The sequence below is a fragment of the Pukyongiella litopenaei genome, assembly GCF_003008555.2.
GTDB classification, from domain to species: Bacteria; Pseudomonadota; Alphaproteobacteria; order Rhodobacterales; family Rhodobacteraceae; genus Pukyongiella; species Pukyongiella litopenaei.
The window spans coordinates 2981540-3008462 of sequence record NZ_CP027665.1 but is presented as its reverse complement, the minus strand read 5'-3'; the positions used below and the strand labels follow the sequence as shown (position 1 = coordinate 3008462).

Genomic DNA, 26923 nt, shown 5'->3' with positions numbered 1-26923 from the left:
CAACGCTTTTTTGCGCTTTTTTCCTCTCAGAGAAAGGCGGTTTCGTCAAAAGAGCGCAGTTTCCGGCTGTGCAACCGCTCCAGCGGCATGCTGCGCAGGGATTCCATCGCGCGGATTCCGATGCTCAGGTGGCGCGAGACCTGCGTGTTGTAGAAATCCGAGGCCATGCCCGGAAGCTTCAGTTCGCCATGCAGAGGCTTGTCGGAGACACAGAGCAACGTGCCATAGGGCACCCGGAACCGGTAACCGTTGGCGGCGATGGTGGCGCTCTCCATGTCGAGCGCGATGGCGCGGGACTGGCTGAGGCGCTGAACCGGGCCGGACTGGTCGCGCAATTCCCAGTTGCGGTTGTCGACGCTGGCCACGGTGCCGGTGCGCATGATCCGTTTCACGTCGAACCCGTCCAGTTCGGACACCTCGGCCACCGCCCGTTCCAGCGCGATCTGGATCTCGGCCAGCGCCGGAATCGGCACCCATACGGGCAGGTCGTCATCCAGCACCCCGTCCTCGCGCAGATAGGCATGGGCCAGCACGAAATCCCCCAGCGCCTGCGAATTGCGCAGGCCGGCACAATGGCCGACCATCAGCCAGGCATGGGGGCGCAGCACCGCGATATGATCGGTCGCGGTCTTGGCGTTCGACGGCCCGACGCCGATATTGACCAGCGTGATGCCCGACCCGTCGGCGCGTTTCAGGTGATAGGTCGGCATCTGCGGCAGTTTCTGCGGCGGCTCCATCGGCGCATCGGGCGCGGTGATCTCGGTATTGCCCGGCCCGACCAGCGCGACATAGCCGCTGTCGGCCTCGGCAAGCCGGCTGCGCGCATAGGCTTCGAATTCCGAGACGTAGAACTGGTAGTTGGTGAACAGAACATGGTTCTGGAAATGCTCGGGCGTCGTGGCGGTGTAATGCGCCAGCCGCGCCAGCGAATAGTCCACCCGCTGCGCGGTGAACAGGGCCAGCGGGCCGATACCTTCATCGGGGTCGCGGGTGCCGTTGACGATGTCGTCATTGGTGTTCGACAGGTCCGGCACATCGAACACGTCGCGCAGCGTGAACCCGGCCGCGCCTTCCTGCGGCACGGTATCGGCACCGTCGGCGGCCATCGCGAAATGCACCGGGATCGGCGTCGAGGAGGCCCCGATGGTCACCGGCTGGCCATGGTTGCGGATCAGCAGCGCAACCTGCTGGGTCAGGTAGTTGCGGAACAGGTCGGGCCGGGTCACCGTGGTGGCATGGATGCCGGGCCGGGCGACATGGCCAAAGCTCAGCCGGGTATCGACCTGGGCATAGCTGGTCGTGCGCAGCCGGATTTCCGGATAGAAGGCACGGATGCGCGCGTCGGGGCGGCCTTCGCGCATGGCGGCGCGAAACCCGTCGCGAATGAACCCGGTGGCCTGGTCATAGAGCTGTTCCAGCCGCGCCACCGCGGCCCCGGCATCGGTGAAGTCCTCGGCCGGCGGGCCATCGGGGCTGCGCACGAGGCTCATTGCGGCACCTCCAGCACGTCGATGCGTTCGAAACTGCGGACATCGACCAGCCCCATATCCGAGATGCGCAGTTCCGGGATCACCACCAGCGCCAGCAGCGAATGCTGCATGTAGGCGTTGTTGAGCGTGCAGCCGCAGGCGCGCATCGCCTCGATCATCCGGTCCGCGCTGGCGGCCACCTCGGCGGCGGGGCTGTCGGACATCAGCCCGGCAATCGGCAGTTTCACCAGCGCCAGTTCGTCACCGTCGCGCCAGACGGTGATGCCGCCGCCGACCTGCGCCAGCCGGTTCGCCGCCAGCGCCATCTGGTCGCGGCAGGTGCCGACCACGATCATGTGGTGGCTGTCATGGGCCACGGTCGACGCCATCGCCATCCGCCCCCGATACCCGAAGCCCGTAACGAAGGCGTTGACCACCCCGCCGGTGGCGCGGTGGCGTTCGACCAGCGCGATCTGGCAGACATCGCCGTCGCCTTCGACCAGCCCGTCGCGCACCGGCAGATCCGCCTTCAGCGCCCGGGTCGGTGCCTGGTTCTCGACCACGCCGATCACGTTGGCGCGGGCAGAATTGGCGCCGGCGGGCGCGGCGATCTCGAAATCCGCCGCCCGCAGCGCGTGGCCCAGATGCACCGTATCGCGGGCATGGCCGGGCCAGTCGAGATGCGGGCAATCGACGGTGATCGCGCCGTTTTCGGCCACCACCCGACCGCGCGCGATGACCATGTCCACCGGCAGCGTGGACAGGTCCGGGGTCAGGATCACATCCGCGCGGCGACCGGGGGTCAGCGACCCGATCTCGCGTTCCAGCCCGAAATGGGTGGCGGTGTTGATCGTCGCCATCTGCAACGCCACCAGCGGATCGCAGCCGCAGGCGATGGCGTGGCGCAGCACCCGGTTCATGTGCCCTTCGGCCACCAATGTGCCGGAATGGCAATCGTCGGTGCACAGGATGAAGCTGCGCGGGTCCAGCCCCTTTTCGGTCACCGCGGTGATCTGGCTTTCGATGTCATGCCAGGCGCTGCCCAGCCGCATCATCGCGCGCATGCCCTGCCGGGTCCGCGCGATCGCATCGGCCTCGCAGGTGCCTTCGTGATCGTCGGCGGGGCCGCCCGCGACATAGGCCGCAAAGGCCGGGCCGAGATCGGGCGAGGCATAATGCCCGCCCACCGTCTTGCCCGCGGCCTGCGTGGCGGCGATCTCGGCCAGCATCTTCGGATCGCCCGCAGCGACGCCGGGAAAGTTCATCATCTCGCCCAGGCCCACGATCCCCGGCCATTGCATCGCCTCGGCCACGTCTCCGGGGGTGATTTCATAGCCGGTGGTTTCCAGCCCCGGCGCCGAGGGGGCGCAGGACGGCATCTGGGTGAAGATGTTGACCGGCTGCATCAGTGCCTCGTCATGCATCAGGCGCACACCTTCGAGCCCCATCACGTTGGCGATCTCATGCGGATCGGTGAACATCGACGTGGTGCCGTGCGGGATCACCGCGCGGGCAAACTCGGCCGGGGTCAGCATGCCCGATTCGATATGCATATGCGCGTCGCACAGGCCGGGTATCATGTAGCGTCCGCCCGCCTCGATCACCCGCGTTCCGGGGCCGGTCCGCGCGCCGGCATCCGGCACGACGCAGGCGATCCGCCCGGCGGCGATGGCGATGTCGTGGCCGGGCAGGCATTCGCGGGTGTGGACATTCACCCAGTTCCCGCCCCGGATCACCATATCCGCGGGTTCACGCCCGGCGGCAACGGCGATCAGGCGGGGGGCGACATCGGGCCAGCTGGGGAAAGGGTCAGTCGACATGGCTCAACTTTTCCCATTGTCCCGCCCGGCGCAACCCCTGACGAACGCACCTGCGCGCTTGCCTTGGGCGCGGTTCCGGGCAAGGCTGGCGGCATGGATTTCGAAACCGTTTCCGCAGCGGATTTCGGCCGCTCGCTTTCGGGGATCGGCCTGAACCTGCTGGTGCGCGACGTGCGCGACGAGGCCGCGTTCCTGCAGGCGGTGTTCGGGATGACCGCGCACCGGCTGAGCGCGGATTTCGCGATCATGGCCTGCGGCGGCGCGCTGTTCCAGATCCATGCCGACCACACCTATCATGCCCATCCGCTGCCCGGTCTGCTGCCCGAGACCCCGCCGCGCGGCGCCGGCGTCGAGATCCGTCTCTATGACTGCGACCCCGACGAGGCCGCAACCCGCGCCGGGGCCGCCGGCGGCACGATCCTGCAACCGCCCGCCGACAAGCCGCACGGCCTGCGCGAATGCTATATCCTGTGCGCCAACGGCTATGCCTGGGTGCCGAGCCGCCCGCTGCCACCGTCCGGGGCATCCTGACCGCCCAGTTCCGCCCGCAGCCAGCGGCAGAAGATCGCCGCCGCCGGGTTGCCTTCGGCCTGGGGCGACCGGATCAGGTAATAGGCTTCCTGCATCGGCGCGCGATGGGCAAAGGGGGCGACCAGCGCGCCCTGCCCGATCGCCCGCTGCGCGATCAGGTCATGGGCCAGCGCCAGCCCCCCGCCGGCCTGCGCCACCGCCATCGTCACCGTGAAGGTCGACGCATAGGTCACCGGCGGGTCCGGCCAGTCCAGCCCCTGATCCTCGGCCCAGCCCGCCCAGGAACACAACAGGTTGGAACAATCGAACAGCGGCTGGCGGGCGAGATCATCGAGGCGCACGGGATAGCCCGGCACGCAGACCGGGTAATAGTGATCCCGCCGCAGCAATTCGGCGCGAACGGTATCGGCGGGCCGCACCGACAACCGGATTTCCACATCGGCCCCCTCGGCCAGTTCGCGCGGCTCCCACAGCTCGGTCGAGATCGCCAGCCGCACCTCGGGATGGCGGGCATGAAACCCCGCCAGCCGGGGCGCCAGCCAGTGGACGGCAAAGCTCAGGTTGGACAGGACCCGCAGCACGTCGCCCGCCTCGCCGATCACGGCGCGGGTGCCGCGCATCAGCGTGCGAAAGGCATCGCGCACGACCGGCAGATAGGTGATCCCGGCCTCGGTCAGTTCCAGAACGCGGGGGCGGCGATGGAACAGGGGCCGGCCCAGATGCGCCTCGAGCGCGCGGATCTGCTGACTGACCGCACTCTGCGTCATGTTCAGATCGCGCGCCGCGCCGGTAAAGGACAGGTGCCGAGCCGCCGCCTCGAAGGCGCGCAGCCAGCCCAGCGGAGGAAGGTTGCCCTGCATGCCCATAACCTTGCCATAAGCCGAACTAATGGCAAGCCGCCGTTTTTTTCGTTGGTCACACGCCCGGCCGGGATGCACGATCCGCGCAGGTGATCCTGGGAGGACGGCATGAACATGATCCTGTTGCAGGCGATACCGGATGCCGACGGGCCGGCCCATGCCGACTGACCGGCGACAGCCCGGCCCCGCGGCACCGGGCAGAACCGCCCGCCCCACCCCCATCCGGGGTCTCACACGCCGCGCCGCACGCGCCGATCGCACAAGGGCCGAGACATGCAATACGGACTGACCGAAGAACAGGAGATGATCGCCGCGACCGTCCGCAGCTTCGTCGAAAACGAGATCTACCCGCATGAAGACCTCGTCGAACGCACCGGCGCGGTGCCAGCCGAGATCGCCGACGAAATCAAGCGCAAGACGATCGCGCTCGGATTTTATGCCTGCAACTTTCCCGAAACCGTCGGCGGCGCAGGGCTGAACCACCTTGAGTTTGCGCTGGTCGAACGCGAACTCGGCCGCGGCTCGATGGCGCTCAACCATTTCTTCGGACGCCCGCAGAACATCCTGATGGCCTGCGAGGGCGAACAGGTGGACCGCTACCTGATGCCGGCGGTGCGCGGCGAACGGATGGACGCGCTGGCAATGACCGAACCGGGGGCGGGCTCGGATGTGCGGGGGATGACATGCGCCGCCAGACGCGATGGCGGCGACTGGGTGGTGAACGGGACCAAGCATTTCATCTCCGGCGCCGATCACGCGGATTTCGTCATCGTCTTCGTCGCCACCGGCGAAGACACGACCCCCAGGGGCCCCAAGAAGCGCATCACCGCCTTCCTCGTGGATCGCGGCACGCCGGGTTTCAACATCCGCAACGGCTACAGGTCGGTCAGCCATCGCGGCTACCGGAACATGGTGCTCGATTTCGACGATTGCCGCCTGCCGGACGCGCAGGTTCTGGGCGAGGTCGATGGCGGTTTCGAGGTGATGAACACCTGGCTCTATGCAACCCGCATTACCGTGGCGGCGATGTCGGTTGGCCGGGCACGGCGGGTGTTCGACTACGCGCTCGACTATGCCGCCACGCGCGAACAGTTCGGCCAGAAGATCGGCAAGTTCCAGGGCGTGTCCTTCCAGATCGCCGACATGATCACCGAAATCGATGCCGCGGACCTGCTGACCCTGGCCGCCGCCGACCGGCTGGACCAGGGATTGCCCGCGAACCGGGAGATCGCCTCGGCCAAGCTTTATGCCTCCGAGATGCTGGCGCGGGTGACCGATACGGCGATCCAGGTCCACGGCGGCATGGGACTGATGGACGACTACCCGCTGGAGAGGTTCTGGCGCGATGCCCGGGTGGAACGGATCTGGGACGGCACCAGCGAAATCCAGCGCCATATCATCAGCCGCGACCTGCTTCGGGCGCTGGGTGCATGAGGCGGGTGGCGCAATCGCGCTGCCGCGCGATGCCTCCGGCGGGGATATTTCCGGCAAGAGGAAGTGGAGGGACCGCCCGGCGGCCCCTCCGTGGAAAGAGCACGGCCCCTTCCCCTTGCACGGTCATCGGCGTCCCCGCCTGTACCGCCCCGCGACAGTGGCGCATCATCGTTAACAATACCTTTCTTCCTCTTGCTCCAAATATCCCCGCCGGAGGCAAGAAAACTCATGCGTGACCTCAGCCGCCTGTTCCGGCCGCGCCATATCGCGGTGATCGGCGGCGGCGATTGGGCGGCGGCGGTGATCCGTCAGGCGCAGCGGTTCGGATTTGACGGCCCGGTCTGGCATGTTCACCCCAGGGGCGGCGATGGCGTGTTCACGCAGATCGAACAGCTGCCCGATGCGCCGGATGCCGCGTTCATCGGCATCAACCGCCATGCCACCGTCGAGGCGGTGCAGGCCCTGTCGGATCTGGGTGCGGGCGGTGCGGTCTGTTTCGCATCGGGATTCTCCGAAGCCCGCGCCGAGGATGCCGGCGCGGGTGCGCTGCAGGCAGGGCTCGTCGCCGCAGCCGCAGACATGCCGATCCTCGGTCCCAACTGCTATGGTTTTGTCAACGCGCTCGACCGTGTTGCGGTCTGGCCGGACCAGCACGGCCTGACGCCGGTCACGCGCGGGGTCGCGATCCTGACGCAAAGCTCCAACATCGCCATCAACCTGACCATGCAGCGGCGCGCCCTGCCCATCGCCTGCATAATCACCTGCGGGAACATGGCGCAGGTCACGCAGGCCGAGATCGCCACCGCGCTGCTCGACGACCCGCGCATCACCGCGATCGGCCTGCATGTGGAAGGGTTCGGCGACCTGCGCGCATGGGAACGCCTGGCCGCCAGGGCCCATGCACGCGGGATCCCGCTGGTGGCGATCAAGGTCGGGGCCTCGGAGCCGGCCCGGGCCGCGACCGTGTCGCATACCGCCGCGCTGGCGGGCAGCGACGCGGGCGCGCAGGCCTTTCTCGACCGGCTGGGCATTCCGCGCCTGCAGGACCTGTCCGCCTTTCTCGAATGCCTGAAGCTGCTGCATTGCGTGGGGCCGTTAACCTCGAACCGGATCGGTTCGATCAGCTGTTCGGGGGGCGAGGCGAGCCTGCTGGCCGATCTCGCCGCCGGGCGCGACCTGTGCCTGCCGCCGCTTTCCGCGACCCAGCGCTCGGCGCTGGCGGCGGTGCTGGGGCCGATGGTAGCGCTGGCCAATCCGCTGGACTACCACACCTATATCTGGCGCGATGCCGGGGCGATGACCCGCGCCTGGGCCGCGCTGACCGGCGACGGGCTGGCGCTGACGCTGAGCGTCGTCGACTACCCGACCACCGACCGCGCCGACTGGTCCTGCGCCACGCAGGCGGCGATCGGCGCCCGGGCCCGGACCGGCGCCCCTTTCGCGGTGGTGTCGTCCCTGCCTGAGCTGATGCCCGTGGATCCGGCGGAAGACCTTATCGCGGGCGGCGTCGTGCCGATGGCCGGGCTGGACACGGCCCTGGCCGCGATCGAAGCGGCGGCGCGCCATCGCCCGCCCGACCCGGCCCCGGTGCTGTTGCCCGGCCCGGTCGAAGCCACCCGGACGCTGTCCGAAGCACGGGCCAAGGCCGCCCTCGCGGCCTGCGGGCTGGCGGTGCCGCGCGGCACGACCTGCGATGCGGCGGCGGCCGGCGCGGCCGCGCTGTCGCTGGCGGAACCGCTGGCAGTCAAAGGCGCCGGGCTGGCCCACAAGACCGAACATGGCGCCGTGCGGCTGGGGCTGGCCCGGACAGAGGTGGCCGAGGCCGCCCGCATGATCGGCACCGACCAGGTCCTGATCGAAGAGATGGTTCCCGGCGCAGTGGCCGAACTGCTGATCGGCGTCACCCGTGACCCCGCGCACGGGTTCGTGCTGACGCTCGGCGCGGGCGGCGTGCTGGCCGAATTGCTGGCCGACACCGTGTCGCTGCTGGTTCCCGCCGCTCCCGCCCGGATCGAAGCCGCCCTGCGAAAGCTGAAACTGGCGCCGCTGCTGGCGGGATATCGCGGCAAACCCGCCGCCGACATGACCGCGATCCTCGACGCGGTGCGGGCGGTGCAGGCCTATGTGCTTGCCAATGCCGAGACCGTCGCCGAAGTTGAAATCAACCCCCTGCTGTGCACCCCCGACCGGGCGGTGGCCGCAGATGCCCTGATCCGAAAGGCCAAGGAACCATGACCGAGCAGCCCAGTCCCGTCAAAACCAGCCGCGACGGCGCGATCCTGACCGTCACGCTGGACCGTCCCAAGGCGAACGCCATCGATCTCGCCACCTCGCGCATCATGGGCGAGGCGTTCCGCGAATTCCGCGACGATCCGGACCTGCGCGTGGCCATCGTCACCGGTGCCGGCGACAGGTTCTTTTCCCCCGGCTGGGATCTGAAGGCCGCCGCCGATGGCGACGCGGTCGACGGCGATTATGGCATTGGCGGATTTGGCGGCCTGCAGGAGCTGCGCGACCTGAACAAGCCGGTGATCGCCGCCGTGAACGGCATCGCCTGCGGTGGCGGGCTGGAACTGGCGCTGAGCGCCGACATGATCATCGCCGCCGAAACGGCCACATTTGCCCTGCCCGAGATTCGGTCCGGCACGGTCGCCGACGCCGCCAGCATCAAGCTGCCCAAACGCATCCCCTATCACATCGCGATGGAACTGCTGCTGACCGGGCGCTGGTTCGACGCCGAGGAAGCGCATCGCTGGGGGCTGGTAAACGAAATCCTGCCCGCCGACGGTTTGATGGACCGCGCCCGTGACCTGGCCGGGCTGATCGCGTTCGGGCCGCCACTGGTCCATGCGGCGATCAAGGAAATCGTGCGCGATGCCGAGGATTCACGGTTCCAGGACGCGATGAACCGCATCACCCGGCGCCAGCTCCGCACGGTGGATGTTCTCTATTCGTCCGAGGATCAGCTGGAAGGCGCCCGCGCCTTTGCGGAAAAACGCGATCCGGTTTGGAAAGGCCGCTGACATAACCCCCTGCCACGGCGTATTGCCGAGATAAAGAAAAACATGAGCCATGGAATGCAACTCATTGCTTTTCAATGACTATATCGGCCAAGATCAGCTCTTTTCGAACAGGGCGATCAGCGCCGTATCATCCCGGTTCGGTCCCACGGCAAGATCGCCATAGATCGGCACCTCGGTCAGGCTCAGGCCGCCGATCCGGTCGCCGAGAGCTTTGAAAGCGGCGGCGAAGCCCGCGCTTTCGTAATGTGCCGCATTGATCGAAACCGCGAACTGGGCGCCGGGGCGGGCCACGCGCAACAGCGCCTCGATCCCTTCGGGGCCGACATGGCCGTGGGTGAAGGTGCCTGACGACACGATCCCGGAATAGCTGTCGCGCGGGGCCGGGATACCTTCGGTCAGGTCGGCCTCGAAAGCGTCGCGATAGACGTCCTTCTTCAGCGCCTCCGTCAGCATCTCGGCACTGATATCGGTCGCGTCGATCGGCCCGACCCCCAACCCGGCCAGCACCGCGCCACACAATCCGGTTCCCGCGCCGACATCCAGCACCGGCCCCTGTCCGCCCGCGCCGACAAAGGCCCGCGCGGTGTGCACATGCAGCTGGTAATCTTCCAGCGCGGCAAATCGTTCGTCGTAGTCGCCCGCCCAATCGGCATAAAGCCGCCGCGAATCTTCGGGCGATTTCAGCGAGTAAGCGTCTTTCAGCTCGGGCGGTTTGCGTGCCATGACCCATCAAAGACGCAAGCGGGGATTCGAATCAAGCGGCCTTTGGGGCACCTGCCCTTGCCTCCGCGCCGGATCCGTCGCATCAGGACGCATGACCGGAACCCTGCTTTCATTCGGACATGGCTATGCCGCGCAGGCGCTGGCCCGGCGGCTGGCGCCGCGAGGCTGGGCGATCACCGGCACGACGCGCGACGCTGCCGGCCGTGACGCGGTGCGCGCCAGCGGCGCAGAGCCGGTGATCTGGCCGGGCGCGGATGTGGCCCCGGCGCTGGACCGGGCGACCCACCTGCTGATCTCGACCGCGCCGACGCCCGACGGCGACCCGGTGCTGACCGCCCTGCGCGCACGCATCGCGGCGGCGGCGCCGCGATTGCGCTGGGTCGGCTACCTGTCCACCACCGGCGTCTATGGCGACCACGCGGGCGGCTGGGTGGACGAGACCACGCCGCTGCGCCCCGCGACCCGGCGCGGCGCGGCGCGCGTGAGGGCCGAAGCCGACTGGCAAGCGATCCCGGACCTGCCGCTGCACATCTTTCGGCTGGCGGGCATCTACGGCCCCGGCCGCGGCCCCTTTGCCAAGCTCAGATCCGGCACCGCCCGGCGTATCGTCAAGCCGGGCCAGCTGTTCAGCCGCATCCATGTCGAGGATATCGCATCGGTGCTGGCCGCGTCGATGGAGCGACCGGACCCCGGCGCGATCTACAATGTCTGCGACGACGATCCGGCCCCGCCCGAGGACGTGATCGCCCATGCCGCGCAGCTGCTCGGCCTGCCGGTGCCGCCCGCCGAGGATTTCGAAACCGCCGAAATGACGCCGATGGCCCGCAGCTTCTATGCCGAAAGCAAACGGGTGCGAAACGACCGGATCAAGCGCGACCTCGGCGTGACCCTGCGCTTTCCGACCTATGCCCAAGGGCTGGCCGACCTCCTGACCCGCGAGACATGACACCACGACGGCATGGTTCGCCCGACCGGGCAGGAGCCGGTCAGGCGCGCCTGCCGGTGATCGCCGCCACGTCCAGCACGTCCAGAACCCTGGCCTCGATCTGTGCCGCGTTCAGGCCCGCGGCGTCATACATCTCGGCCGGGCCGGCCTGGTCGATGAACTGATCCGGCAGCACCATCGACCGGAATTTCAGGCCGTGGTCGAACACGCCGCGATCGGCCAGAAGCTGCGCCACCTGGCTGCCGAAACCGCCCACCGATCCCTCCTCGATGGTGATCAGCGCCTCGTGATCCTCGGCCAGTTTCAGGATCATCGCCTCATCCAGCGGTTTCGCGAAACGGGCATCGGCGATGGTCGGGTTGATCCCGCGGACGGCAAGCGATTCGGCGGCCTTGCGCACCTCGGCCAGCCGGGTGCCGAAGGACAGGATCGCAACGCGCCCGCCCTGAGCGACGATCCGGCCCTTGCCGATCTCCAGCGGTTCGGGCGTCTCGGGCAGTTCGACCCCCACCCCTTCGCCGCGCGGATAGCGGAATGCGATCGGGCCGTCGTCATGGGCGGCGGCGGTGGCGACCATATGCACCAGCTCCGCCTCGTCGGCGGCGGCCATCACCACCATGCCCGGCAGGCTTGAGAGATAGCCGATATCGAAGCTGCCCGCATGGGTCGCCCCATCGGCGCCGACCAGACCTGCGCGGTCGATGGCAAAACGCACCGGCAAACCCTGCAGCGCCACGTCATGCACGACCTGATCATAGCCGCGCTGCAGGAAGGTCGAATACATCGCGCAGAAGGGCCGCATCCCGCCCGCCGCCAGCGCCGCAGAGAACGTCACACCATGCTGTTCGGCGATGCCGACATCGAAACAGCGGCTGGGAAACCGTTCGGCCATGAGCTTCAGCCCGGTGCCGTCCGGCATCGCCGCGGTCACCGCGCAGATCCGGTCGTCGGCCGCCGCCAGCCTGGCCAGCGTTTCGCCAAAGACAGAGGTATAGCTGGGCGCGTTCGACGGCGCCTTTTTCTGCTTGCCGGTCAGCACGTCGAATCGCGCGGTGGCATGGCCGCCGTCATCGGCCCGCTCGGCGGGGGCATAGCCCTTGCCCTTGGTGGTGAGCACATGCAGCAGGACGGGGCCGGTCGCGCGCGCGCGGATCGCGCGCAGGATCGGCAGCAGCTGGTCCATGTCATGCCCGTCGATCGGCCCGAGATAGGTAAAGCCCAGCGCCTCGAAGAGCGTGCCGCCCATGGCCATGCCCTTGAGCATGTCCTTGGCGCGCTTGGCCCCTTCGCGGAACGGGCCCGGCAGCAGCGACACCGCACCCTTGGCCGCCGCCTTGAGATCCTGGAACGGCTTTTCGGCATAGAGCCGCGACAGGTAGGCCGACAGCGCGCCGACCGGCGGCGCGATGCTCATCTCGTTGTCGTTGAGGATCACGATCATCCGCTTGCCCAGATGGCCCGCGTTGTTCATCGCCTCGAACGCCATGCCCGCGCTCATCGCGCCATCTCCGATCACCGCGATGCTGTCGCCCGTGCCTTCGGGGATCGCCCCGCCCAGGTCACGCGCGACCGCAAATCCCAGCGCGGCCGAGATCGAGGTCGAGCTATGCGCCGCGCCGAACGGGTCATGCGCGCTCTCGGATCTCTTGGTGAACCCCGACAGCCCGTCCTTCTGGCGCAGCGTGCGCATGCGGTCGCGCCGCCCGGTCAGGATCTTGTGCGGATAGCTCTGGTGGCTGACATCCCAGATGATCTTGTCCCGCGGCGCCTCGAACACCGCATGCAGCGCCACGGTCAGTTCGACGACACCCAGCCCGGCGCCGAGGTGGCCGCCGGTTTCCGAGACCGCCGAAACGGTTTCGGCCCGCAATTCATGCGCCAGCTGCGTCAGCTGTGCGTCGCTCAGCGATTTCAGGTCGGCCGGCCCGGCAATTCGGTCGAGCAGGGGCGTATCGGGCCGATGCGGCTGATCGTCGGACATGCGTGGCTCCTTCCCGCGGCCGGGCCCGCATCCGGGATCGGCGCGGTGCTAGCTGTCGCGCGAGATAACGAAGCGGGCCGCCTCGCGCAAGCTTTCCGCCCCGGCGCCATAGCACTCGAGCGCGGCACAGGCCACTTCGGCCAGCTCCGCCGCGCGGGCCCGCGCCGGCTCCAGCCCCAGCAGCGACACGAAGGTGGCCTTGCCCGCCCGTGCGTCCTTCTGCAGCCGCTTGCCGGCCTTCGCCGCGTCGCCTTCGACATCGAGAATGTCATCGGCGATCTGAAACGCCAGCCCCAGCGCACGGGCATAGGCCCGCAGCGGCGCCGGGTCGGCCTGCGCCAGCACCGCCCCCGCACAGGCGGCCCATTCGATCAGCGCCCCGGTCTTGCCCGCCTGCAACGCGGTGATCTCGGCCAGGCCCAGCGGCGCCTCGGCGCTCTCGGCGGCGATGTCGAGCGCCTGCCCCAGCACCATGCCGCGCGCCCCGGCCGCCCGCGCCAGCGTCAGCGCCAGATCGGCGCGCACATGGGCGGGCCCGGCATCGGGATGCGCCGCCAGTTCGAACCCGAGCGCCTGCAGCGCATCGCCCGCCAGCACTGCCGTGGCCTCGTCCCACCGCACATGCACCGTGGGCCGGCCCCGGCGCAGATCGTCGTCATCCATGCACGGCAGATCGTCATGGACCAGCGAATAGGCATGCACCGCCTCGATCGCGGCGGCAGGCCACATTGCGCGGGCCTCGCTGATCCCGTGCAACCGCGCGCCTTCCAGCACCAGGTAGCCGCGCAAAGCCTTGCCGCCCACCAGCGCATGCGCCATCGCGCGGCTCACCGCAACGTCGTCGAGGCCTGCCAGGACGGCCTCCAGATGCGCCGCGATCCGGGCCGCCGCCGCGCCCAGCGCCTGCGGAAAGCTCAAAGCCCCTCGACCGGCTTCGTCCCGGCCGGAACGCCGTTGGCATCCAGCGTGATCGCGGCCACCTTTTCCTCGGCGCGCTTGAGCTCATCCTCGCAGCGCGCCTTCAGCGCCGCGCCGCGTTCATAGAGCGCGATCGAGGCATCCAGCGCCACGTCGCCGCGTTCCAGTTGGTCAACCACCGCCTCAAGGTCCTTCATCGCTTCCTCGAAGCTCATCTCTTCGACCGGTCTATCCGTCATCCCGCGGCCCTCATCAGTTCTTCGACATGCGCGCGCGTCGCCCGCGCCAGCGCGTTCAGATCATAGCCGCCTTCCAGAGTCGAGACCACGCGGCCGCTGCAGCATTCGGCCGCAACCGCGCAGATCTGCCGGGTCACCCAGCGGAAATCGTCGGTCCGCCAGTTGAGTTCCGCCAGCGGATCATCCGCATGGGCATCGAATCCGGCGGATATCACGATCAGTTCGGGGGCAAAGTCGCGCAGGCGCGGCAGCGCCAGGTCGCCCCACGCAGCCCGCATCTCCGCCCCGCCGGAATGCGGCTCCAGCGGCAGGTTCAGCACATTGTCATGGCCGCCGCGTTCCGACGCGGCGCCGCTGCCGGGCCAGAGCGGCCATTGCTGCGAGGTGATCACCAGCGCACGCGGTTCGTCCCACAGCAGGTCCTGGGTCCCGTTGCCGTGATGCACGTCGAAATCCACCACCGCGACCCGGGACAGGCCGTGCCGCTCCAGCGCATGTCTCGCCGCGATCGCCGCGTTGCCGAACAGGCAGAACCCCATCGCCGTCTGCCGTTCGGCGTGGTGCCCGGGCGGGCGGACGGCGCAGAACACGTTGCCCGCCTCGCCGGCCAGAACCATGTCCACCGCCTGCACCGCCGAGCCGGCCGCGCGACAGGCGGCCGCAACCGTTCCCGGCGACAACCAGGTATCGCCGTCGATGCGGTGATACCCCGCCTCCGGCGCCGCCGCGCGCAACCTGGCGAGATATGCGGCCGGATGCACCAGCAGGATGTCGTCCTCGCTGGCCGGCACCGCCGCGCGCCGCAACAGCTCCAGCGGCTCCAGCGCGGCCAGCACATGCTCCAGCCGCGCCACCTGCTCGGGATGCCCCTCGGGCGTCACATGACCCAGACAGGCCTCGTGGGTGATCAGCGCCGTTCCCATTCGTCTCCCTTCCGCTTGCCCGAAATATCCCCGCCGGAGGCACAAAAACGCCGCGCAGCGGCACCCCCCGCCGCAGCCTGTCAGTCCGGGGCCAACATGTAGCCTTCGCCCCGCACCGTCTGCAGATAACGCGGCTGTTTCGGGTCCGGCTCGATCTTGCGCCGCAACCGGGTGATCTGCACATCGACCGCCCGTTCCTGCGCCTGTCCGCGATCGCGGCCCAGTTCCTCGACCAGGCGGGTCCGGCTGACCGGCTCGCCGGGATGGGCCGAGAATATCCGCATCAGCTGGATCTCGGTCGCGGTCAGCCGCACCGGGTCCTCGCCCTGCCACAACTCGCCGCGTTCCATGTCATAGCGGATCGGACCGAGATGCAGGACCTGCGGCACCACCTGTTCGGTCGGCGTATCCGGCATCCGCCGCAGAATCGCGTTGATCCGCAGCAGCAACTCCTTCGGCTCGAACGGCTTGGGCAGGTAATCGTCCGCCCCTGCCTCCAGACCGGCGATACGATGCTCGGTTTCGCCGCGCGCGGTCAGCAGCAGGATCGGCGTGGGCATGGTTTCGCGCAGGCTGCGGGTCAGGCTGACCCCGTCTTCGCCCGGCATCATCACGTCCATCACGATCAGGTCGAAGTCCAGCCCCGACAGGACCCGCCGCGCATGGGCCGCGTCGCGGGCCGCCGTGACCAGGAAACCGTTGCGGATCAGGAATTTCTTCAGCAGTTCGCGGATGCGTTCATCATCGTCCACGATCAGCAGATGCGCGTCGAGCCCGCTCATGACGCGCCATCCCGGAGCCGGCCATAGGCCCGGCGCATATCCGCATCCATCATCGCCTCGAGCACCCGGCGAAACCCGGCCACCGCCTCGGGGCCGGCGCTGCGATAGGCGGCGCGCATCCGGGTCCGCTGGGCATCGGACAGCCGCGCCTCCAGCGTCTCGCCGGCGTCAGTCAGGTAGAGATGGCGTTCCCGCTTGTCCTGGGTGCCGACGCGGCTTTCCACCAGCCCGTCGGCGATCAGCGTCCGCAGAACCCGGTTCAGCGACTGCTTGGTCACCCCGAGGATCGACAGCAGGTTGTTGACCGTGGTTCCCGGCACCCGGTTGATGAAATGGATCGCCCGGTGATGGGCCCGGCCATAGGCCATGCCGGCCAGGATGCGGTCGGGATCGGCGGTAAATCCGCGATAGGCAAAGAACATCGCCTCGATGCCCTGCCGCAGCTGTTCATCGGTGAGAAACAGCAGGCTTTCGCCGCTATGCGCCTTGCCACCCTGCCCGTCCGCCATGACACCCCTTCCCCGATACCTGTCCTCGCCGCAGCATATGTCAGCCTTGTTGACATTCCAAGAGGGAAGGCGTATCGAATCACGAGTTTGGCGCAACTTTATGTCCGATCGGGGCGTGGTTCGCGCAATATCAGACAACCGCATGACAGGGGTGAAGCAAACATGTCGGGATATGACGACCGCGACGGCAAGATCTGGTTGGACGGCAAGCTTATCGAATGGCGGGACGCCAACGTGCATATCCTGACCCATGCCATGCATTATGCCAGTTCCGTCTTCGAAGGCGAACGCGCCTATGGCGGCAAGATCTTCAAGAGCCGCGAACATTCCGAACGGCTGATCGCCTCGGCCACGCAGCTCGACATGCCGCTGCCCTGGTCCGTGGACGAGATCGAGGCCGCCAAGGCCGAAACGCTCGCCGCCTCGGGGCTCGAGGATGCCTATGTCCGCGCGGTGGCCTGGCGCGGGTCGGGCGAGGACATGGGTGTCGCCTCGTCGCGCAACCCGGTGCGCATGGCGATCGCCGTGTGGCCGTGGGGCGCCTATTACGGCGACGCCAAGATGCAGGGCGCCAGGCTCGACATCGCCAAGTGGAAACGCCCCAGCCCGGAAACCATCCCGGTCCATGCCAAGGCCGCCGGGCTCTACATGATCTGCACCATGTCCAAGCACGCCGCCGAGGCCAAGGGCTGTTCGGACGCGCTGTTCATGGATTACCGGGGCTACGTCGCCGAGGCGACCGGCGCCAACATCTTCTTTGTCAAGGACGGCGAGGTGCACACGCCAAAACCCGATTGCTTCCTCGACGGCATCACCCGGCGGACCGTGATCGGGCTGCTCAGGGACCGCCAGATCAAGGTGCATGAACGCCATATCATGCCCGAGGAACTGGAAGCGTTCGAACAGTGCTGGCTGACCGGCACCGCCGCCGAGGTGACCCCGGTCGGGCAGATCGGCGATCACACCTTCGTCGTCGGCGACCTGACCCGCGAGATTGCCGCGGCCTACGAAAAACTGGTGCGGGAATAATCCCGCTTGGCGGACCTGCCCGATGCCATTGACGGCTACGGTCCGGTCCGCCCTTTCGGCGTGGCGGCTGCGCCTGTTCCGCCGCGCCCGCCCCGTGCCCCGGTTGTCCCGCGCCGCCTGAGCGGCGTGAACGGCCTGCGCGATGCCATCGCCGCGGCCGGGCTGCGCGACGGCGCCACGATTTCCTTTCATCACCACCTGCGCAACGGCGATGACGTGATGCGCCAGGTTCTTGTCGCCTGCCGCGCGGCGGGGCTGCGCGACCTGCATATTGCGCCCTCGTCCCTGTTTCCCTGCCATGCCGCGCTGATCCCCTTTCTGCGCGACGGCACCGTGACCGGGATCACCACCGCCTATGTGACCGGCCCGCTGGCCGACGCGATCCGGGCGGGAGACCTGGCGCGCCCGGCGGTGCTGCAGACCCATGGCGGGCGGGCCGATGCCATCGAAAGCGGGCGGCTGGGCATCGACGCCGCCTTTGTCGCCGCCCCGGCGGTCGATGCGACGGGCAACCTGAGCGGCGCCGCCGGGCCTAACGCCTGCGGGCCGCTGGGCTACGCGATGGTCGATGCCGCCCATGCCCGCCATGTCATTGCCGTGACCGATCACAGCGCGACCGACCTGCCGCGCATCTGCATCCCGGCGACACGGGTGGACATGATCGTGTCCGTCGACAGCATCGGCGCCGCCGCGCAGATCGCCTCGGGCACGACCGGTCGCCCGCCATCGGCACCGGGCCGGGCGATCGCGGAGCTGACCGCGCGCCTGATCGCCGCGTCGGGCCTGCTGCGCGATGGGTTCAGTTTTCAAACCGGGGCCGGCGCGACCTCGCTGGCAGTGGCACGCGCCCTCGCCCCCGGGATGACCGCCCGCGGCATCACCGGCGATTTCGCCGCCGGCGGCATCACCGGCCCGCTGGTGGCCATGTTCCGCGACGGGCTGTTCAACCGGCTTTGGGACGTGCAGGCCTTCGATCTCGAGGCGGTGGCGTCCTATGCCGCGGATGCCGGCCACCTGGCGATGTCGGCGGCGCACTATGCGTCGCCCGCGCGGGCCGATGCGATCTGCAACAGGCTCGACGTGATGATCCTCGGCGCGGCCGAAATCGACCGGGCGTTCAACGTCAACGTCACCTGCGCCGGTGACGGGCGGATCATCGGCGGCTCGGGCGGACATGCGGACACCGCCGCGGGGGCAACATTGCCCATCGTCACCACCACGCTTGCGGCGGGCGGCTTTGCCAAGGTCGTGGACCGCCTCACCTGCCGCACCACCCCCGGCGCCACCATCGGCGCGGTGGTCACCGAGGCGGGTATCGCCATTCACCCGTCGCGCCCGGAGCTTGCCGACCGCGCCCGGCACGCGGGGCTGTCTCTGGTCGCCATCGACGATCTGGCGCGCCGCGCGCGCGATGGCACGCGCGTCGGCAAACATAGGACCGGCGACCGCCCGGTCGTCGCTGTCTGCGAATATCGTGACGGGTCGGTGATCGACGTGATCCGGGCCTGAATCCGGGTCTGAATCCGGGCCTGAACCCGCGCCCGTATCCGCGCCTGCGCGCATCTGTCACCAAAATGTCAGCCTGTCGTTTCGTCGCCGTCACGAAGGCGCGGTTTCCTGTTTTGGTACACTCAATTCCCGCCAGCGGGACAGCCAGCAGGACCATCCGATGACCAAGATCCTCCGCCCTTCGCGCCGCGCCATCCTGGCCGGCGGCACCGCCTTTGCCGCCGGGCTCGCCATGCCGGCGATCAGCCGCGCCGCCCAGCGCCCCGTTTTCAGCCACGGCGTTCAATCCGGTGACGTGACCGCGCAGTCGGGCATGATCTGGACCCGGACCGATCGCCCCGCCCGCGTCGCGATGGAGGTCTCCACCACCGAGAGCTTTGCCGACGCGGTCGCGCTGGCGCCGATGGATACGTTGCCGGCCAGCGACCTGGCCGTGAAACGGCTGGTGACCGGCCTGCCCAGCGATCAGGACATCTTCTATCGTTTCACCGCCACAGACCTCACCGATACCAACGCCGTCAGCGACCCGGTTGTCGGACGGTTCCGTACCGCGCCCGCCGCGCGCCGGAATGTTCGCTTTGCCTGGTCCGGCGACACCGCCGGTCAGGGCTGGGGCATCGACGACGACGGCATGCGCACCTATGCCACCATGGCCCTGCACCAGCCCGATTTCTTCATCCACTCGGGCGATACCATCTATGCCGACGGCCCGATGCAGGACGAGGTCGAAAAGGACGGCGCGGTGATCTGGAAGAACGCGGTGCTGATCGACGAGAAACGCAAGGTCGCCGAGAGCCTCGACGAGTTTCGCGGCCAGTGGAAATATAACATGATGGACGAACATGTGCGCGCGCTGAACGCGCTGTGTCCGACCTTCTTCCAGTGGGACGACCACGAGGTGGTCAACAACTGGTCGGCCGCCAAGGACCTGACCGCCGACGACCGCTATACGGAGAAATCGGTGCATGTGCTGGCCGCCCATGCCGCCCGCGCGTTCCATGAAATGACCCCGATCAGCTATACCCCGAGCGAACCGGGCCGCGTCTATCGCAAGATCGCCTATGGCCCGATGCTGGACGTGTTCTTTCTCGATCTGCGCAGCTATCGCGGCCCCAACGGCGCCTCGATGCAGGACGAAATCACCGCCGAGAGCCAGATCCTGGGGGCACGGCAGCTGGCCTGGCTCAAGCGTGAACTGGCCGGTTCGACCGCGACCTGGAAGGTGATCGCCTCGGACATGCCGGTGGGGCTGGTGGTGCCCGATGGCGACCGGATCGAGGGCGTGGCAAACGGCGATGGCGGCGCGCCGCTGGGCCGGGAACTGGAAATCGCCGACCTGCTGCGGTTCGTCAAGACGGCGCGGATCAGGAACACCGTGTGGTTCACCGCCGACGTGCACTACACGGCCGCCCATTACTATGACCCGAACAAGGCGCAGTTCCAGGATTTCGACCCGTTCTGGGAATTCGTTTCGGGGCCGCTGCATGCGGGCACTTTCGGGCCGAACCGGCTCGACGGCACCTTTGGCCCCGAGGTCAGGTTCGTGAAGGCCCCGACCGAAGAGCAGGGTGTGAACCTGCCGCCCTCGATGGGGCTGCAGTTCTTTGGACTGGTCGATATCGACGGCACCACCCGGCAGATGACCGTGCGGCTGATGGACCGGGGCAACATGGAACTGTGGAAGACCACGCTCGACCCGGATATCGCGGCGCTCTGAGCCCTGTCGCGAAACAGTCTGGTCGCATCGCGTGGCCAGCCCGGCGGGGTCGAGGATCTCGGCCCCGCCATGCGCCGCCCGCGGGTTCGCCGGTCAGAAATCCACCCCGCGCTGGGCTTTGATACCCGCCTTGAAGGGGTGTTTCACCTCGGTCATCTCGGTCACCAGATCGGCATAGGCGCAGATCGCGTCGGGGGCGTCGCGGCCGGTCAGGATCACCCCGGTGCGGTCCGACCGCGCCTTCAGCCCGTCCAGGACCTGGTCCGCCGACAGGTAGTCATAGCGCAGCGCGATGTTGATCTCGTCGAGCACGATCAGGTCGTAGTCGCCGCTTTCCATCATGGCGCGGGCCTTGTCAAAGGCGGCGTTGGCGGCGGCGATATCGCGGTCGCGATCCTGCGTGTCCCAGGTGAACCCCTCGCCCATCGTGTGCCAGTCGACACCGCCGTGACGCTGGAAGAACTGCCGCTCGCCGGTGATCCAGCTGCCCTTGATGAACTGCACCACGCCGACCGTCTTTTTCCAGCCCAGCGCCCGGATGACCACGCCGAAGGCCGAGGACGACTTGCCCTTGCCCTCGCCGGTATGCACCAGCACCAGCCCGCGGCCCGGATCGCTTGCCCCGGCAACGCGGGCGCGGTGTTTTTCCTGCAGTTTCTGCATCTTCGCCTTGTGATCATCCGTATCGGTCATGGGTGATTTCCTTTCGTTGCTCAGCTTTTCGGGTCGCTTACCGCGCGGGCACGGGCGCGTTCGAGCCCGAGCGCGCGTTCGCGCCAGATCACCACGATATTGCCCGCGATCACGAGCGTGGCCCCCACCAGCATCGCCCAGGTGGGCAACTCGCCGAACCAGGCCCAGCCGATCATGATCGCGAACAGCATCGAACTGTAGTCGCAGGGGGCCAGCATCGACGCCGGACCGAACCGGTAGGATGCCGTGACCAGTATCTGCGCCCCGCCGCCGACCAGGCCCGCGGCGACCAGCAGCGCCGCGGTTTCCGGGTCGGGCCACACCCAACCGAACGGCGCGGTCATCAGCGACAGGACGCTGGCGGTGGCCGAGAACCAGAACACGATGGCGGCCGTGTTTTCGCTCTGCACCATGCGGCGGATATGGATCTGCACCAGCGCCCGGATGATCGTGGCCGCCAGGATACAGAGCGCGCCCAGCGTCGCCGTATCACGCATGTCCGCGCCGCCGCCCAGCCGCGGCCAGAGCATGATCAGAACGCCCAGCAGGCCCAGCGCCACCGCCGATATGCGCACCATCCGGATCCGTTCGCCCAGCATCAGCGCGGCGAGGATCAGGGTGAAGATCGGCGTGGCATAGCCGATCGCGGTCACCTCGGGCAGCGGCAGCATCCCCAGCCCGGCAAAGGTCAGTCCCATCGCGGTGGTTCCGATCACCCCCCGCGTCACATGCAGCATCGGGTTGCGCGCCCGCAGGCCGCCGGGCAGGTCGCCCCGCAGCGCGAGCCACACCAGGATCACCGGGATCGCAAAGAACGAGCGGAAGAACACCGCCTCGCTGGCCGGCACCGTGTCCGAGGTCGATTTGACCAGCGCCGACATCACCGTGAAGAGAAAGATCGCGATGATCTTCAGCCCGATGGCAAGGCCCGGACGGTGCGAGGTGAGCTGCTGCGACATGGCGCGACCCTGATCGGTCGGGCCGGGAAGTGCAATGGGCGGAAACCGGCGCACACGATCGCGTGGCCAGGCGGTGAGCGGGCTTTCCTTTGCAGCCCGAACCCTTATCTAGGGTGGCATGAAACGATTTGCCGCCCTCATCGTCGCGCTTCTCGTCGCGGCGCCCGCCTTCGCCGCCGACAAGCTGCCGCTGTCGGCCATTTCGACCTATCTCAACGGGCTGACGACCGCGCAGGCGAATTTCGTGCAGTATAACGATGACGGATCGCGGTCGACCGGCACCCTGTGGATCCACCGGCCGGGCCGGATGCGGTTCGAATACGATCCGCCCAACAGCGCGGTCGTCATCGCCGGCGGCAACGCGGTGCTGGTGCATGACCCGAAATCGAACCAGCCGCCCGAGACCTACCCGCTCAAGCGGACGCCGCTGTCGGTGATCCTGGCGCGCAGGGTCGATCTGGGCCGCGCCGGGATGGTGGTCGGCTACGGCCATGACGGCACCCATACGGTGGTGCGGGCGCAGGACCCGGAGAACCCCGACTACGGCTTCATCGACCTGAAATTCGCCGCCAACCCGGTGCGCCTGGACCGCTGGACGATCCAGGATAGCAGCGGCGCCCGCACCACCGTGGTGCTGGGCAAGATGGCGACCGGCATGAAGCTCGGGGCCTCGCTGTTCTCGACCCAGGGCGGCGGCGGGCGACCGAACCGCTAGGTTTCCGGGCGGTGCAGGGGGCCAGCCCCCTCTTGGCCCGTTCCGGGCCAATTCACCCCCGGGATATTTCCGGCAAGAGGAAGGCCGGGCCGCGGTGACCGCGCGCCCCGCCGGCATGGCCCGGAAGCCCCGGACCCGGCTAGCGGCGGCAGGCGGACAGCTGGGCGCTGTAGACCTGGGCGCGGTCCTCGACATCGTCGGCCACCCGCATCAGCCAGCTCTTGTTCCGGTAGGAGCGGCGGGAATAGCCCAGGTGACCTTCGTGATAGGCGAGATACTGATTGCGCGCGTCATTGAGCGCGATGCCGTTCTTTTCGCGGCTCTTGTTCATGTACCAGCCCATGAAGTCGGTGGCATCGCGAATCCGGTCGCGCCGCGCGCCGCGACGGCGGGTTTCATGCCGATACTCTTCCCAGGTGCCGTCCAGCGCCTGGGAATACCCGTAGGCGCTGCTCTGCCGGCCCATCGGGATCACGCCCAGCACATAGTTGAAGGGTGTGCGCGCATCGCCCCGGAACTTGCTTTCCTGGTAGATGGTCGCCATCTGCACCGGCACCGGCACGCCCCATTTGCGTTCCGCTTTCCGGAACGCCTTCATGTATTCGGGCCGCTGCTTGGCTATGCTGCAAGCATCGTTGAGATTGCGCGGAGGCGCCTTGTGGCCGCCACCGCAGGACGCCAGAATCAGCGTCAGGATCATCGCGCAAAGCGTTCTGCTCATCCGCCTCTTGCCTTTTTTTGGCGCCTCATGCCTTTTTTCGGGAACATTAGCCCAAATGGGACGCGGATGGAATCACATTCGCGGTATTTCCCCCGGTTCCGTTGCTTGCGCCCGCGGCGGCAAATGCCTATGTCCGGGCTCTGGCCCCGATGGGGCGGCAGATGACAAGCGGAGCCCATGCTGAAAAGCGCTGCGAAATTTCATCTCGGCCAGGTGGTGCGGCACCGGGTCTACCCGTTTCGCGGGGTGATTTTCGATGTCGACCCGGAATTCGCGAACACCGAGGACTGGTACGAAGCGATCCCCGAGGACATCCGCCCCCGGCGCGAGCAGCCGTTTTACCACCTGCTGGCCGAAAACGACGAATCCTATTACGTCGCCTATGTTTCGGAACAGAACCTGCTGCCGGATGCAACCGGCGGGCCGGTGGGGCATCCGTCGATCCCCGACCTGTTCGGCCCCTATGAGGACGGCAGCTATCCCTTGGATGTGCAGATGAACTGAGGCGGTCGCGCGGCCTCAGATATCGGCCGAGCCGGCAAAGTGGCACGCCACCTGCCCCTGGCCGTCATGCGGCAACAGTTCGGGCAGTTGTTCACGGCAGACCGCCTGCGCGCGCGGGCAGCGATCGGCAAAGGCGCAGCCGGGCGGCGGGTTGATCGGGCTGGGCAGATCGCCCGAGATCTTGAGCGGCCGCACATAGCCCTTCGACTTGCGCCGCGACAGCGACGGCGCGGCCGACAGCAGCGCCTGCGTATAGGGGTGTTGCGGCGCATCGAACAGCGCATCGCGCGGCGCGCTTTCCACGATGCGCCCCAGATACATCACCGCCACATCGTCGCAGACATGCCGCACCACGCCCAGATCGTGCGAGATGAACAGGTAGGACAGTTTCAGGTCCTCCTTCAGCCGCGCCAGCAGGTTCAGGATCTGGGCCTGGATCGCCACGTCCAGCGCGCTGACCGGTTCGTCACAGACCAGCAGCCGGGGATTGGTCGTCAGGGCGCGCGCGATCGAGATCCGCTGCCGCTGCCCGCCGGAGAACTGGTGCGGGAACAGGTTGAGCTGGTCCGGCCGAAGCCCCACCAGCGCGAACAGCTCGCGCACCTTTTCGAGCCTTTCGCGCGGCGTGCCGATGTCCATCAGGTCCATCGGCTCGCGCACGATATCGACCACGCGGGCGCGCGGGTTGAGCGATGAATAGGGATCCTGGAAGATCAGCTGCACGTCGCGGCGGCGCCGGCGCATCGCCTCGTCGCCGAGCGTCAGCAGGTCCTCGCCATCGAACAGCACCTGCCCGCCAGCGGCGGTCGTCAGCCGGATCGCCGCCATCGCGGTGGTGGTCTTGCCCGAGCCGCTTTCGCCCACGATGCCCAGCGCGCGGCCTTCCTGCAGCGTGAAGGATACCTTGCGCACCGCCTCGAGGTGCGGGCGTTCGCCGAAGAACGATGTCTTGGGCAGCGCGAACCGCACCACCAGATCGCGCACGTCCAACAACGCGGTCATATCCGGCCCTCCTCGACCCCGTGACAGGCGACCGGATGATGACCATGCCCGCCCAGAAGCGGTTTCTCGGTATCGCAGCGCGGGGTGCGAAATTCGCAGCGGTCGGCAAAGGCACAGCCCCGGCCCAGCAGGTGCAGCGGCGGCACCACGCCGGGGATTTCCTTCAACGCGTGATCGGCCCGCCCCAGCGCCGGGATACAGTCGATCAGCCCTCGCGCATAGGGGTGCTGCGGGTAATCCAGCACATCGTCGGCGGCGGATTCCTCGATCACGCGGCCCGCATACATGACCGCCACCCGGTCGGCCATTTCGCTGATCGCGCCCATGTCATGGGTGATCAGGATGATCGCGGCCCCGAAATCGCGCTGGATCTCGTTCAGCAGGTCAAAGATCTGCGCCTGCACGGTGACATCGAGCGCGGTGGTCGGCTCGTCCGCGATCAGCACCTTGGGCCGGCAGCTGACCGCCATCGCGATCATCACCCGCTGGCGCATCCCGCCTGACAACTGGTGCGGATAGTCCTTTGCCCGTTGGTCGGGACTGGGGATCCCGACCCGGTCCAGCAACGACACCGCATCGCGAAAGGCGGCATCCGGCCCCACGTCCTGGTGCAGCATGATCGCCTCGGCAATCTGGTCGCCAACCGTGAACACCGGGTTGAGCGAGGTCATCGGCTCCTGGAAGATCATCGCCACCTCGGCGCCGCGCAGGGCGCGCAGCCGTGCCGGGGACGCGCCCACAAGGTCCTCGCCATCGAGCCGGATCGACCCGGCCGCGATCCTGCCCGGCGGGGACGGGATCAGCCCCATCACCGACAGGGCCGTGATCGACTTGCCGCACCCGGATTCGCCCACCACGCCCAGCGTTTCGCCCGCCTCGACATGCAGCGACACCGAATCGAGCGCGGTGACCTCGCCATGGCGCGTGCCGAAGGTCACGCGCAGATCCTCGATTTCCAGCAGACGGCTCATCGTTCCCTCAGCTTCGGGTTGAAGGCATCGTTCAGGCCGTCCCCGATCAGCGACACGGCGAAGACGGTAAAGAAAATGGCCAGGCCGGGAAACGTCACCGGCCACCAGGCGTCGAGGATATAGTCGCGGTTGGCCCCGATCATCAGCCCCCAGCTCATCACGTTCGGATCGCCCAGCCCCAGAAAGGACAGCCCGGCCTCGAACAGGATCGCGACGCCGATGGTCAGCGTCGCCGACACGATCAGCGGCGGCGCGGCATTGGGCAGGATCACCGTCCAGATGATCCGCTTGTTGCGGGCGCCGATGGCGCGGGCGGCGGTGACATATTCCAGTTCCTTGATCTTCAGGAACTCGGCCCGCGTCAGGCGCGCGGTCTGCGGCCAGCTCACCACCCCGATCGCCATGGCAATGGTCAGCAGCGACGGCGAAAACAGCGTCACCAGGACCATCGCGAACAGCAGCGCCGGCAAGACCTGAAAAAACTCGGTGACCCGCATCAGCAGGTTGTCGACCCAGCCGCCATAATACCCCGCCAGCGCCCCCAGCGAAATGCCGATCACCATGGTGATCGCGGCCGCCGCCAGCCCCACCGCCAGCGTCGGGCCACCCCCCGTCAGCATCCCGGCCACGATATCGCGGCCCAGGTAATCGGTGCCCATCGGAAAGGCCGGCTCCACGCCCGGCGCCTCATGTGGCGCCCAGACGATCTCGAACGGGTCGCCGCCATAGAAAAACGTCCCCCACAGGGTCGCCCCGACGATCACCGCCAGCATCGCCACGCCGGCCAGCGCGGGAATGTTGCGGCGGAACATGCGCCAGGCCTCGCGCGCCGGGCTTTCGGCCGTGTATTCGGTCACCGAATTGTCGCTCACCACCGCGCCTCCTTCCTCTTGCCGGAAATATCCCGGGGGTGAATTGGCCCGGACCGGGCCAAGAGGGGGCTGG

At 68.0% G+C, this 26923-nt stretch carries 26 protein-coding genes; 10 read left to right on the top strand and 16 right to left on the bottom strand.

Annotated elements, in window-relative coordinates; genetic code table 11:
* Positions 1 to 26: 26 nt before the first annotated feature.
* A complete protein-coding gene (locus C6Y53_RS14860; protein WP_106473141.1) occupies positions 27 to 1490 on the bottom strand; it encodes an AMP nucleosidase in 1464 nt (487 codons plus the stop codon).
* A complete protein-coding gene (ade, locus tag C6Y53_RS14855; protein ID WP_106473140.1) occupies positions 1487 to 3289 on the bottom strand; it encodes an adenine deaminase in 1803 nt (600 codons plus the stop codon). Before ade ends, C6Y53_RS14860 begins: the two co-directional genes overlap by 4 nt.
* 93 nt (positions 3290 to 3382) lie before the next feature.
* Between ade and C6Y53_RS14850 the strand changes: the two genes are divergently transcribed.
* Positions 3383 to 3820, top strand: a complete 438-nt coding sequence (locus C6Y53_RS14850) for a VOC family protein (RefSeq protein WP_106473139.1) — start codon at positions 3383 to 3385, stop codon at positions 3818 to 3820.
* Here the strand turns inward: C6Y53_RS14850 and C6Y53_RS14845 are convergent.
* Entirely contained in the window at positions 3772 to 4680 is a 909-nt protein-coding gene (locus C6Y53_RS14845; protein WP_106474131.1) for a LysR substrate-binding domain-containing protein, read from the bottom strand. The genes C6Y53_RS14850 and C6Y53_RS14845 overlap by 49 nt on opposite strands.
* A gap of 273 nt (positions 4681 to 4953) precedes the next feature.
* Between C6Y53_RS14845 and C6Y53_RS14840 the strand changes: the two genes are divergently transcribed.
* The 3 genes from C6Y53_RS14840 to C6Y53_RS14830 all read left to right on the top strand — a co-directional run bounded on the left by C6Y53_RS14840 (position 4954) and on the right by C6Y53_RS14830 (position 9137).
* Positions 4954 to 6114: an acyl-CoA dehydrogenase family protein gene (locus tag C6Y53_RS14840; protein WP_106473138.1), complete on the top strand. Its 1161-nt coding sequence runs from the start codon at positions 4954 to 4956 to the stop codon at positions 6112 to 6114.
* 228 nt (positions 6115 to 6342) lie between these two features.
* Positions 6343 to 8349 (top strand): acetate--CoA ligase family protein, encoded by a 2007-nt coding sequence (locus tag C6Y53_RS14835; protein ID WP_106473137.1) that lies wholly within the window; start codon positions 6343 to 6345, stop codon positions 8347 to 8349.
* Complete coding sequence (locus tag C6Y53_RS14830) at positions 8346 to 9137, top strand: carnitinyl-CoA dehydratase (RefSeq protein WP_106473136.1); 792 nt, start codon at positions 8346 to 8348, stop codon at positions 9135 to 9137. Before C6Y53_RS14835 ends, C6Y53_RS14830 begins: the two co-directional genes overlap by 4 nt.
* A gap of 93 nt (positions 9138 to 9230) precedes the next feature.
* Here C6Y53_RS14830 and C6Y53_RS14825 read toward each other — a convergent pair whose 3' ends face one another.
* Positions 9231 to 9860, bottom strand: a complete 630-nt coding sequence (locus C6Y53_RS14825) for a class I SAM-dependent DNA methyltransferase (protein ID WP_106473135.1) — start codon at positions 9858 to 9860, stop codon at positions 9231 to 9233.
* A 91-nt stretch (positions 9861 to 9951) separates the two neighbouring features.
* Between C6Y53_RS14825 and C6Y53_RS14820 the strand changes: the two genes are divergently transcribed.
* On the top strand, positions 9952 to 10806 hold the full coding sequence (locus tag C6Y53_RS14820; RefSeq protein WP_106473134.1) for an SDR family oxidoreductase: 855 nt from the start codon (positions 9952 to 9954) through the stop codon (positions 10804 to 10806).
* A gap of 40 nt (positions 10807 to 10846) precedes the next feature.
* Here C6Y53_RS14820 and dxs read toward each other — a convergent pair whose 3' ends face one another.
* The 6 genes from dxs to C6Y53_RS14790 form a co-directional block, all read right to left on the bottom strand.
* Positions 10847 to 12787: a 1-deoxy-D-xylulose-5-phosphate synthase gene (gene dxs / locus C6Y53_RS14815; RefSeq protein WP_106473133.1), complete on the bottom strand. Its 1941-nt coding sequence runs from the start codon at positions 12785 to 12787 to the stop codon at positions 10847 to 10849.
* Positions 12788 to 12835: 48 nt separating this feature from the next.
* Entirely contained in the window at positions 12836 to 13705 is an 870-nt protein-coding gene (locus C6Y53_RS14810; RefSeq protein WP_211299399.1) for a polyprenyl synthetase family protein, read from the bottom strand.
* Positions 13702 to 13944, bottom strand: coding sequence for an exodeoxyribonuclease VII small subunit (locus C6Y53_RS14805; protein WP_106473132.1), 243 nt, complete (start codon positions 13942 to 13944; stop codon positions 13702 to 13704). Before C6Y53_RS14805 ends, C6Y53_RS14810 begins: the two co-directional genes overlap by 4 nt.
* A complete protein-coding gene (locus C6Y53_RS14800) occupies positions 13941 to 14867 on the bottom strand; it encodes a histone deacetylase family protein (RefSeq protein WP_106473131.1) in 927 nt (308 codons plus the stop codon). The genes C6Y53_RS14805 and C6Y53_RS14800 overlap by 4 nt, the downstream gene beginning before the upstream one ends.
* Positions 14868 to 14947: 80 nt before the next feature.
* Entirely contained in the window at positions 14948 to 15649 is a 702-nt protein-coding gene (locus tag C6Y53_RS14795) for a response regulator (RefSeq protein ID WP_106473130.1), read from the bottom strand.
* A complete protein-coding gene (locus C6Y53_RS14790; protein ID WP_106473129.1) occupies positions 15646 to 16158 on the bottom strand; it encodes a MarR family winged helix-turn-helix transcriptional regulator in 513 nt (170 codons plus the stop codon). The genes C6Y53_RS14795 and C6Y53_RS14790 overlap by 4 nt, the downstream gene beginning before the upstream one ends.
* Positions 16159 to 16320: 162 nt before the next feature.
* Between C6Y53_RS14790 and C6Y53_RS14785 the strand changes: the two genes are divergently transcribed.
* The 3 genes from C6Y53_RS14785 to C6Y53_RS14775 all read left to right on the top strand — a co-directional run bounded on the left by C6Y53_RS14785 (position 16321) and on the right by C6Y53_RS14775 (position 20413).
* Positions 16321 to 17187 (top strand): branched-chain amino acid aminotransferase, encoded by an 867-nt coding sequence (locus C6Y53_RS14785; protein ID WP_106473128.1) that lies wholly within the window; start codon positions 16321 to 16323, stop codon positions 17185 to 17187.
* Between the two features lie 6 nt (positions 17188 to 17193).
* Positions 17194 to 18696, top strand: a complete 1503-nt coding sequence (locus C6Y53_RS14780; RefSeq protein WP_106473127.1) for a citrate lyase subunit alpha — start codon at positions 17194 to 17196, stop codon at positions 18694 to 18696.
* 160 nt (positions 18697 to 18856) lie between these two features.
* A complete protein-coding gene (locus C6Y53_RS14775; RefSeq protein ID WP_106473126.1) occupies positions 18857 to 20413 on the top strand; it encodes an alkaline phosphatase D family protein in 1557 nt (518 codons plus the stop codon).
* A 93-nt stretch (positions 20414 to 20506) separates the two neighbouring features.
* Here the strand turns inward: C6Y53_RS14775 and cobO are convergent, their stop codons facing one another.
* Positions 20507 to 21106 carry a cob(I)yrinic acid a,c-diamide adenosyltransferase gene (gene cobO, locus C6Y53_RS14770; protein ID WP_106473125.1) on the bottom strand — a complete coding sequence of 200 codons (600 nt, stop codon included), beginning with the start codon at positions 21104 to 21106 and terminating at the stop codon, positions 20507 to 20509.
* Positions 21107 to 21126: 20 nt separating this feature from the next.
* On the bottom strand, positions 21127 to 22065 hold the full coding sequence (locus C6Y53_RS14765; RefSeq protein WP_106473124.1) for a DMT family transporter: 939 nt from the start codon (positions 22063 to 22065) through the stop codon (positions 21127 to 21129).
* Positions 22066 to 22183: 118 nt separating this feature from the next.
* Here C6Y53_RS14765 and C6Y53_RS14760 point away from each other — a divergent pair, with 118 nt between their 5' ends.
* Positions 22184 to 22780 (top strand): LolA family protein, encoded by a 597-nt coding sequence (locus C6Y53_RS14760; protein ID WP_106473123.1) that lies wholly within the window; start codon positions 22184 to 22186, stop codon positions 22778 to 22780.
* 139 nt (positions 22781 to 22919) lie between these two features.
* Here C6Y53_RS14760 and C6Y53_RS14755 read toward each other — a convergent pair whose 3' ends face one another.
* Positions 22920 to 23501, bottom strand: coding sequence for a transglycosylase SLT domain-containing protein (locus tag C6Y53_RS14755; RefSeq protein WP_106473122.1), 582 nt, complete (start codon positions 23499 to 23501; stop codon positions 22920 to 22922).
* Between the two features lie 177 nt (positions 23502 to 23678).
* Between C6Y53_RS14755 and hspQ the strand changes: the two genes are divergently transcribed.
* Positions 23679 to 24005 (top strand): heat shock protein HspQ, encoded by a 327-nt coding sequence (gene hspQ / locus C6Y53_RS14750; protein WP_106473121.1) that lies wholly within the window; start codon positions 23679 to 23681, stop codon positions 24003 to 24005.
* Positions 24006 to 24020: 15 nt separating this feature from the next.
* Here hspQ and C6Y53_RS14745 read toward each other — a convergent pair whose 3' ends face one another.
* From C6Y53_RS14745 to C6Y53_RS14735, 3 genes are read right to left on the bottom strand one after another with little or no spacing between them, the layout of a single operon-like run.
* A complete protein-coding gene (locus tag C6Y53_RS14745) occupies positions 24021 to 25007 on the bottom strand; it encodes an ABC transporter ATP-binding protein (RefSeq protein ID WP_106473120.1) in 987 nt (328 codons plus the stop codon).
* Entirely contained in the window at positions 25004 to 25978 is a 975-nt protein-coding gene (locus C6Y53_RS14740; RefSeq protein ID WP_106473119.1) for an ABC transporter ATP-binding protein, read from the bottom strand. The genes C6Y53_RS14745 and C6Y53_RS14740 overlap by 4 nt, the downstream gene beginning before the upstream one ends.
* Positions 25975 to 26850 carry an ABC transporter permease gene (locus C6Y53_RS14735; RefSeq protein WP_106474129.1) on the bottom strand — a complete coding sequence of 292 codons (876 nt, stop codon included), beginning with the start codon at positions 26848 to 26850 and terminating at the stop codon, positions 25975 to 25977. The genes C6Y53_RS14740 and C6Y53_RS14735 overlap by 4 nt, the downstream gene beginning before the upstream one ends.
* Positions 26851 to 26923: the final 73 nt, after the last annotated feature.

Bases quoted from the DNA above. Each gene is read 5' to 3' on its own strand.
- C6Y53_RS14860 (WP_106473141.1), bottom strand. From the start codon at position 1,490: ATGAGCCTCGTGCGCAGCCCCGATGGCCCGCCGGCCGAGGACTTCACC.
- ade (WP_106473140.1), bottom strand. From the start codon at position 3,289: ATGTCGACTGACCCTTTCCCCAGCTGGCCCGATGTCGCCCCCCGCCTG.
- C6Y53_RS14850 (WP_106473139.1), top strand. From the start codon at position 3,383: ATGGATTTCGAAACCGTTTCCGCAGCGGATTTCGGCCGCTCGCTTTCG.
- C6Y53_RS14845 (WP_106474131.1), bottom strand. From the start codon at position 4,680: ATGCAGGGCAACCTTCCTCCGCTGGGCTGGCTGCGCGCCTTCGAGGCG.
- C6Y53_RS14840 (WP_106473138.1), top strand. From the start codon at position 4,954: ATGCAATACGGACTGACCGAAGAACAGGAGATGATCGCCGCGACCGTC.
- C6Y53_RS14835 (WP_106473137.1), top strand. From the start codon at position 6,343: ATGCGTGACCTCAGCCGCCTGTTCCGGCCGCGCCATATCGCGGTGATC.
- C6Y53_RS14830 (WP_106473136.1), top strand. From the start codon at position 8,346: ATGACCGAGCAGCCCAGTCCCGTCAAAACCAGCCGCGACGGCGCGATC.
- C6Y53_RS14825 (WP_106473135.1), bottom strand. From the start codon at position 9,860: ATGGCACGCAAACCGCCCGAGCTGAAAGACGCTTACTCGCTGAAATCG.
- C6Y53_RS14820 (WP_106473134.1), top strand. From the start codon at position 9,952: ATGACCGGAACCCTGCTTTCATTCGGACATGGCTATGCCGCGCAGGCG.
- dxs (WP_106473133.1), bottom strand. From the start codon at position 12,787: ATGTCCGACGATCAGCCGCATCGGCCCGATACGCCCCTGCTCGACCGA.
- C6Y53_RS14805 (WP_106473132.1), bottom strand. From the start codon at position 13,944: ATGACGGATAGACCGGTCGAAGAGATGAGCTTCGAGGAAGCGATGAAG.
- C6Y53_RS14800 (WP_106473131.1), bottom strand. From the start codon at position 14,867: ATGGGAACGGCGCTGATCACCCACGAGGCCTGTCTGGGTCATGTGACG.
- C6Y53_RS14795 (WP_106473130.1), bottom strand. From the start codon at position 15,649: ATGAGCGGGCTCGACGCGCATCTGCTGATCGTGGACGATGATGAACGC.
- C6Y53_RS14790 (WP_106473129.1), bottom strand. From the start codon at position 16,158: ATGGCGGACGGGCAGGGTGGCAAGGCGCATAGCGGCGAAAGCCTGCTG.
- C6Y53_RS14785 (WP_106473128.1), top strand. From the start codon at position 16,321: ATGTCGGGATATGACGACCGCGACGGCAAGATCTGGTTGGACGGCAAG.
- C6Y53_RS14775 (WP_106473126.1), top strand. From the start codon at position 18,857: ATGACCAAGATCCTCCGCCCTTCGCGCCGCGCCATCCTGGCCGGCGGC.
- cobO (WP_106473125.1), bottom strand. From the start codon at position 21,106: ATGACCGATACGGATGATCACAAGGCGAAGATGCAGAAACTGCAGGAA.
- C6Y53_RS14765 (WP_106473124.1), bottom strand. From the start codon at position 22,065: ATGTCGCAGCAGCTCACCTCGCACCGTCCGGGCCTTGCCATCGGGCTG.
- C6Y53_RS14760 (WP_106473123.1), top strand. From the start codon at position 22,184: ATGAAACGATTTGCCGCCCTCATCGTCGCGCTTCTCGTCGCGGCGCCC.
- C6Y53_RS14755 (WP_106473122.1), bottom strand. From the start codon at position 23,501: ATGAGCAGAACGCTTTGCGCGATGATCCTGACGCTGATTCTGGCGTCC.
- hspQ (WP_106473121.1), top strand. From the start codon at position 23,679: ATGCTGAAAAGCGCTGCGAAATTTCATCTCGGCCAGGTGGTGCGGCAC.
- C6Y53_RS14745 (WP_106473120.1), bottom strand. From the start codon at position 25,007: ATGACCGCGTTGTTGGACGTGCGCGATCTGGTGGTGCGGTTCGCGCTG.
- C6Y53_RS14740 (WP_106473119.1), bottom strand. From the start codon at position 25,978: ATGAGCCGTCTGCTGGAAATCGAGGATCTGCGCGTGACCTTCGGCACG.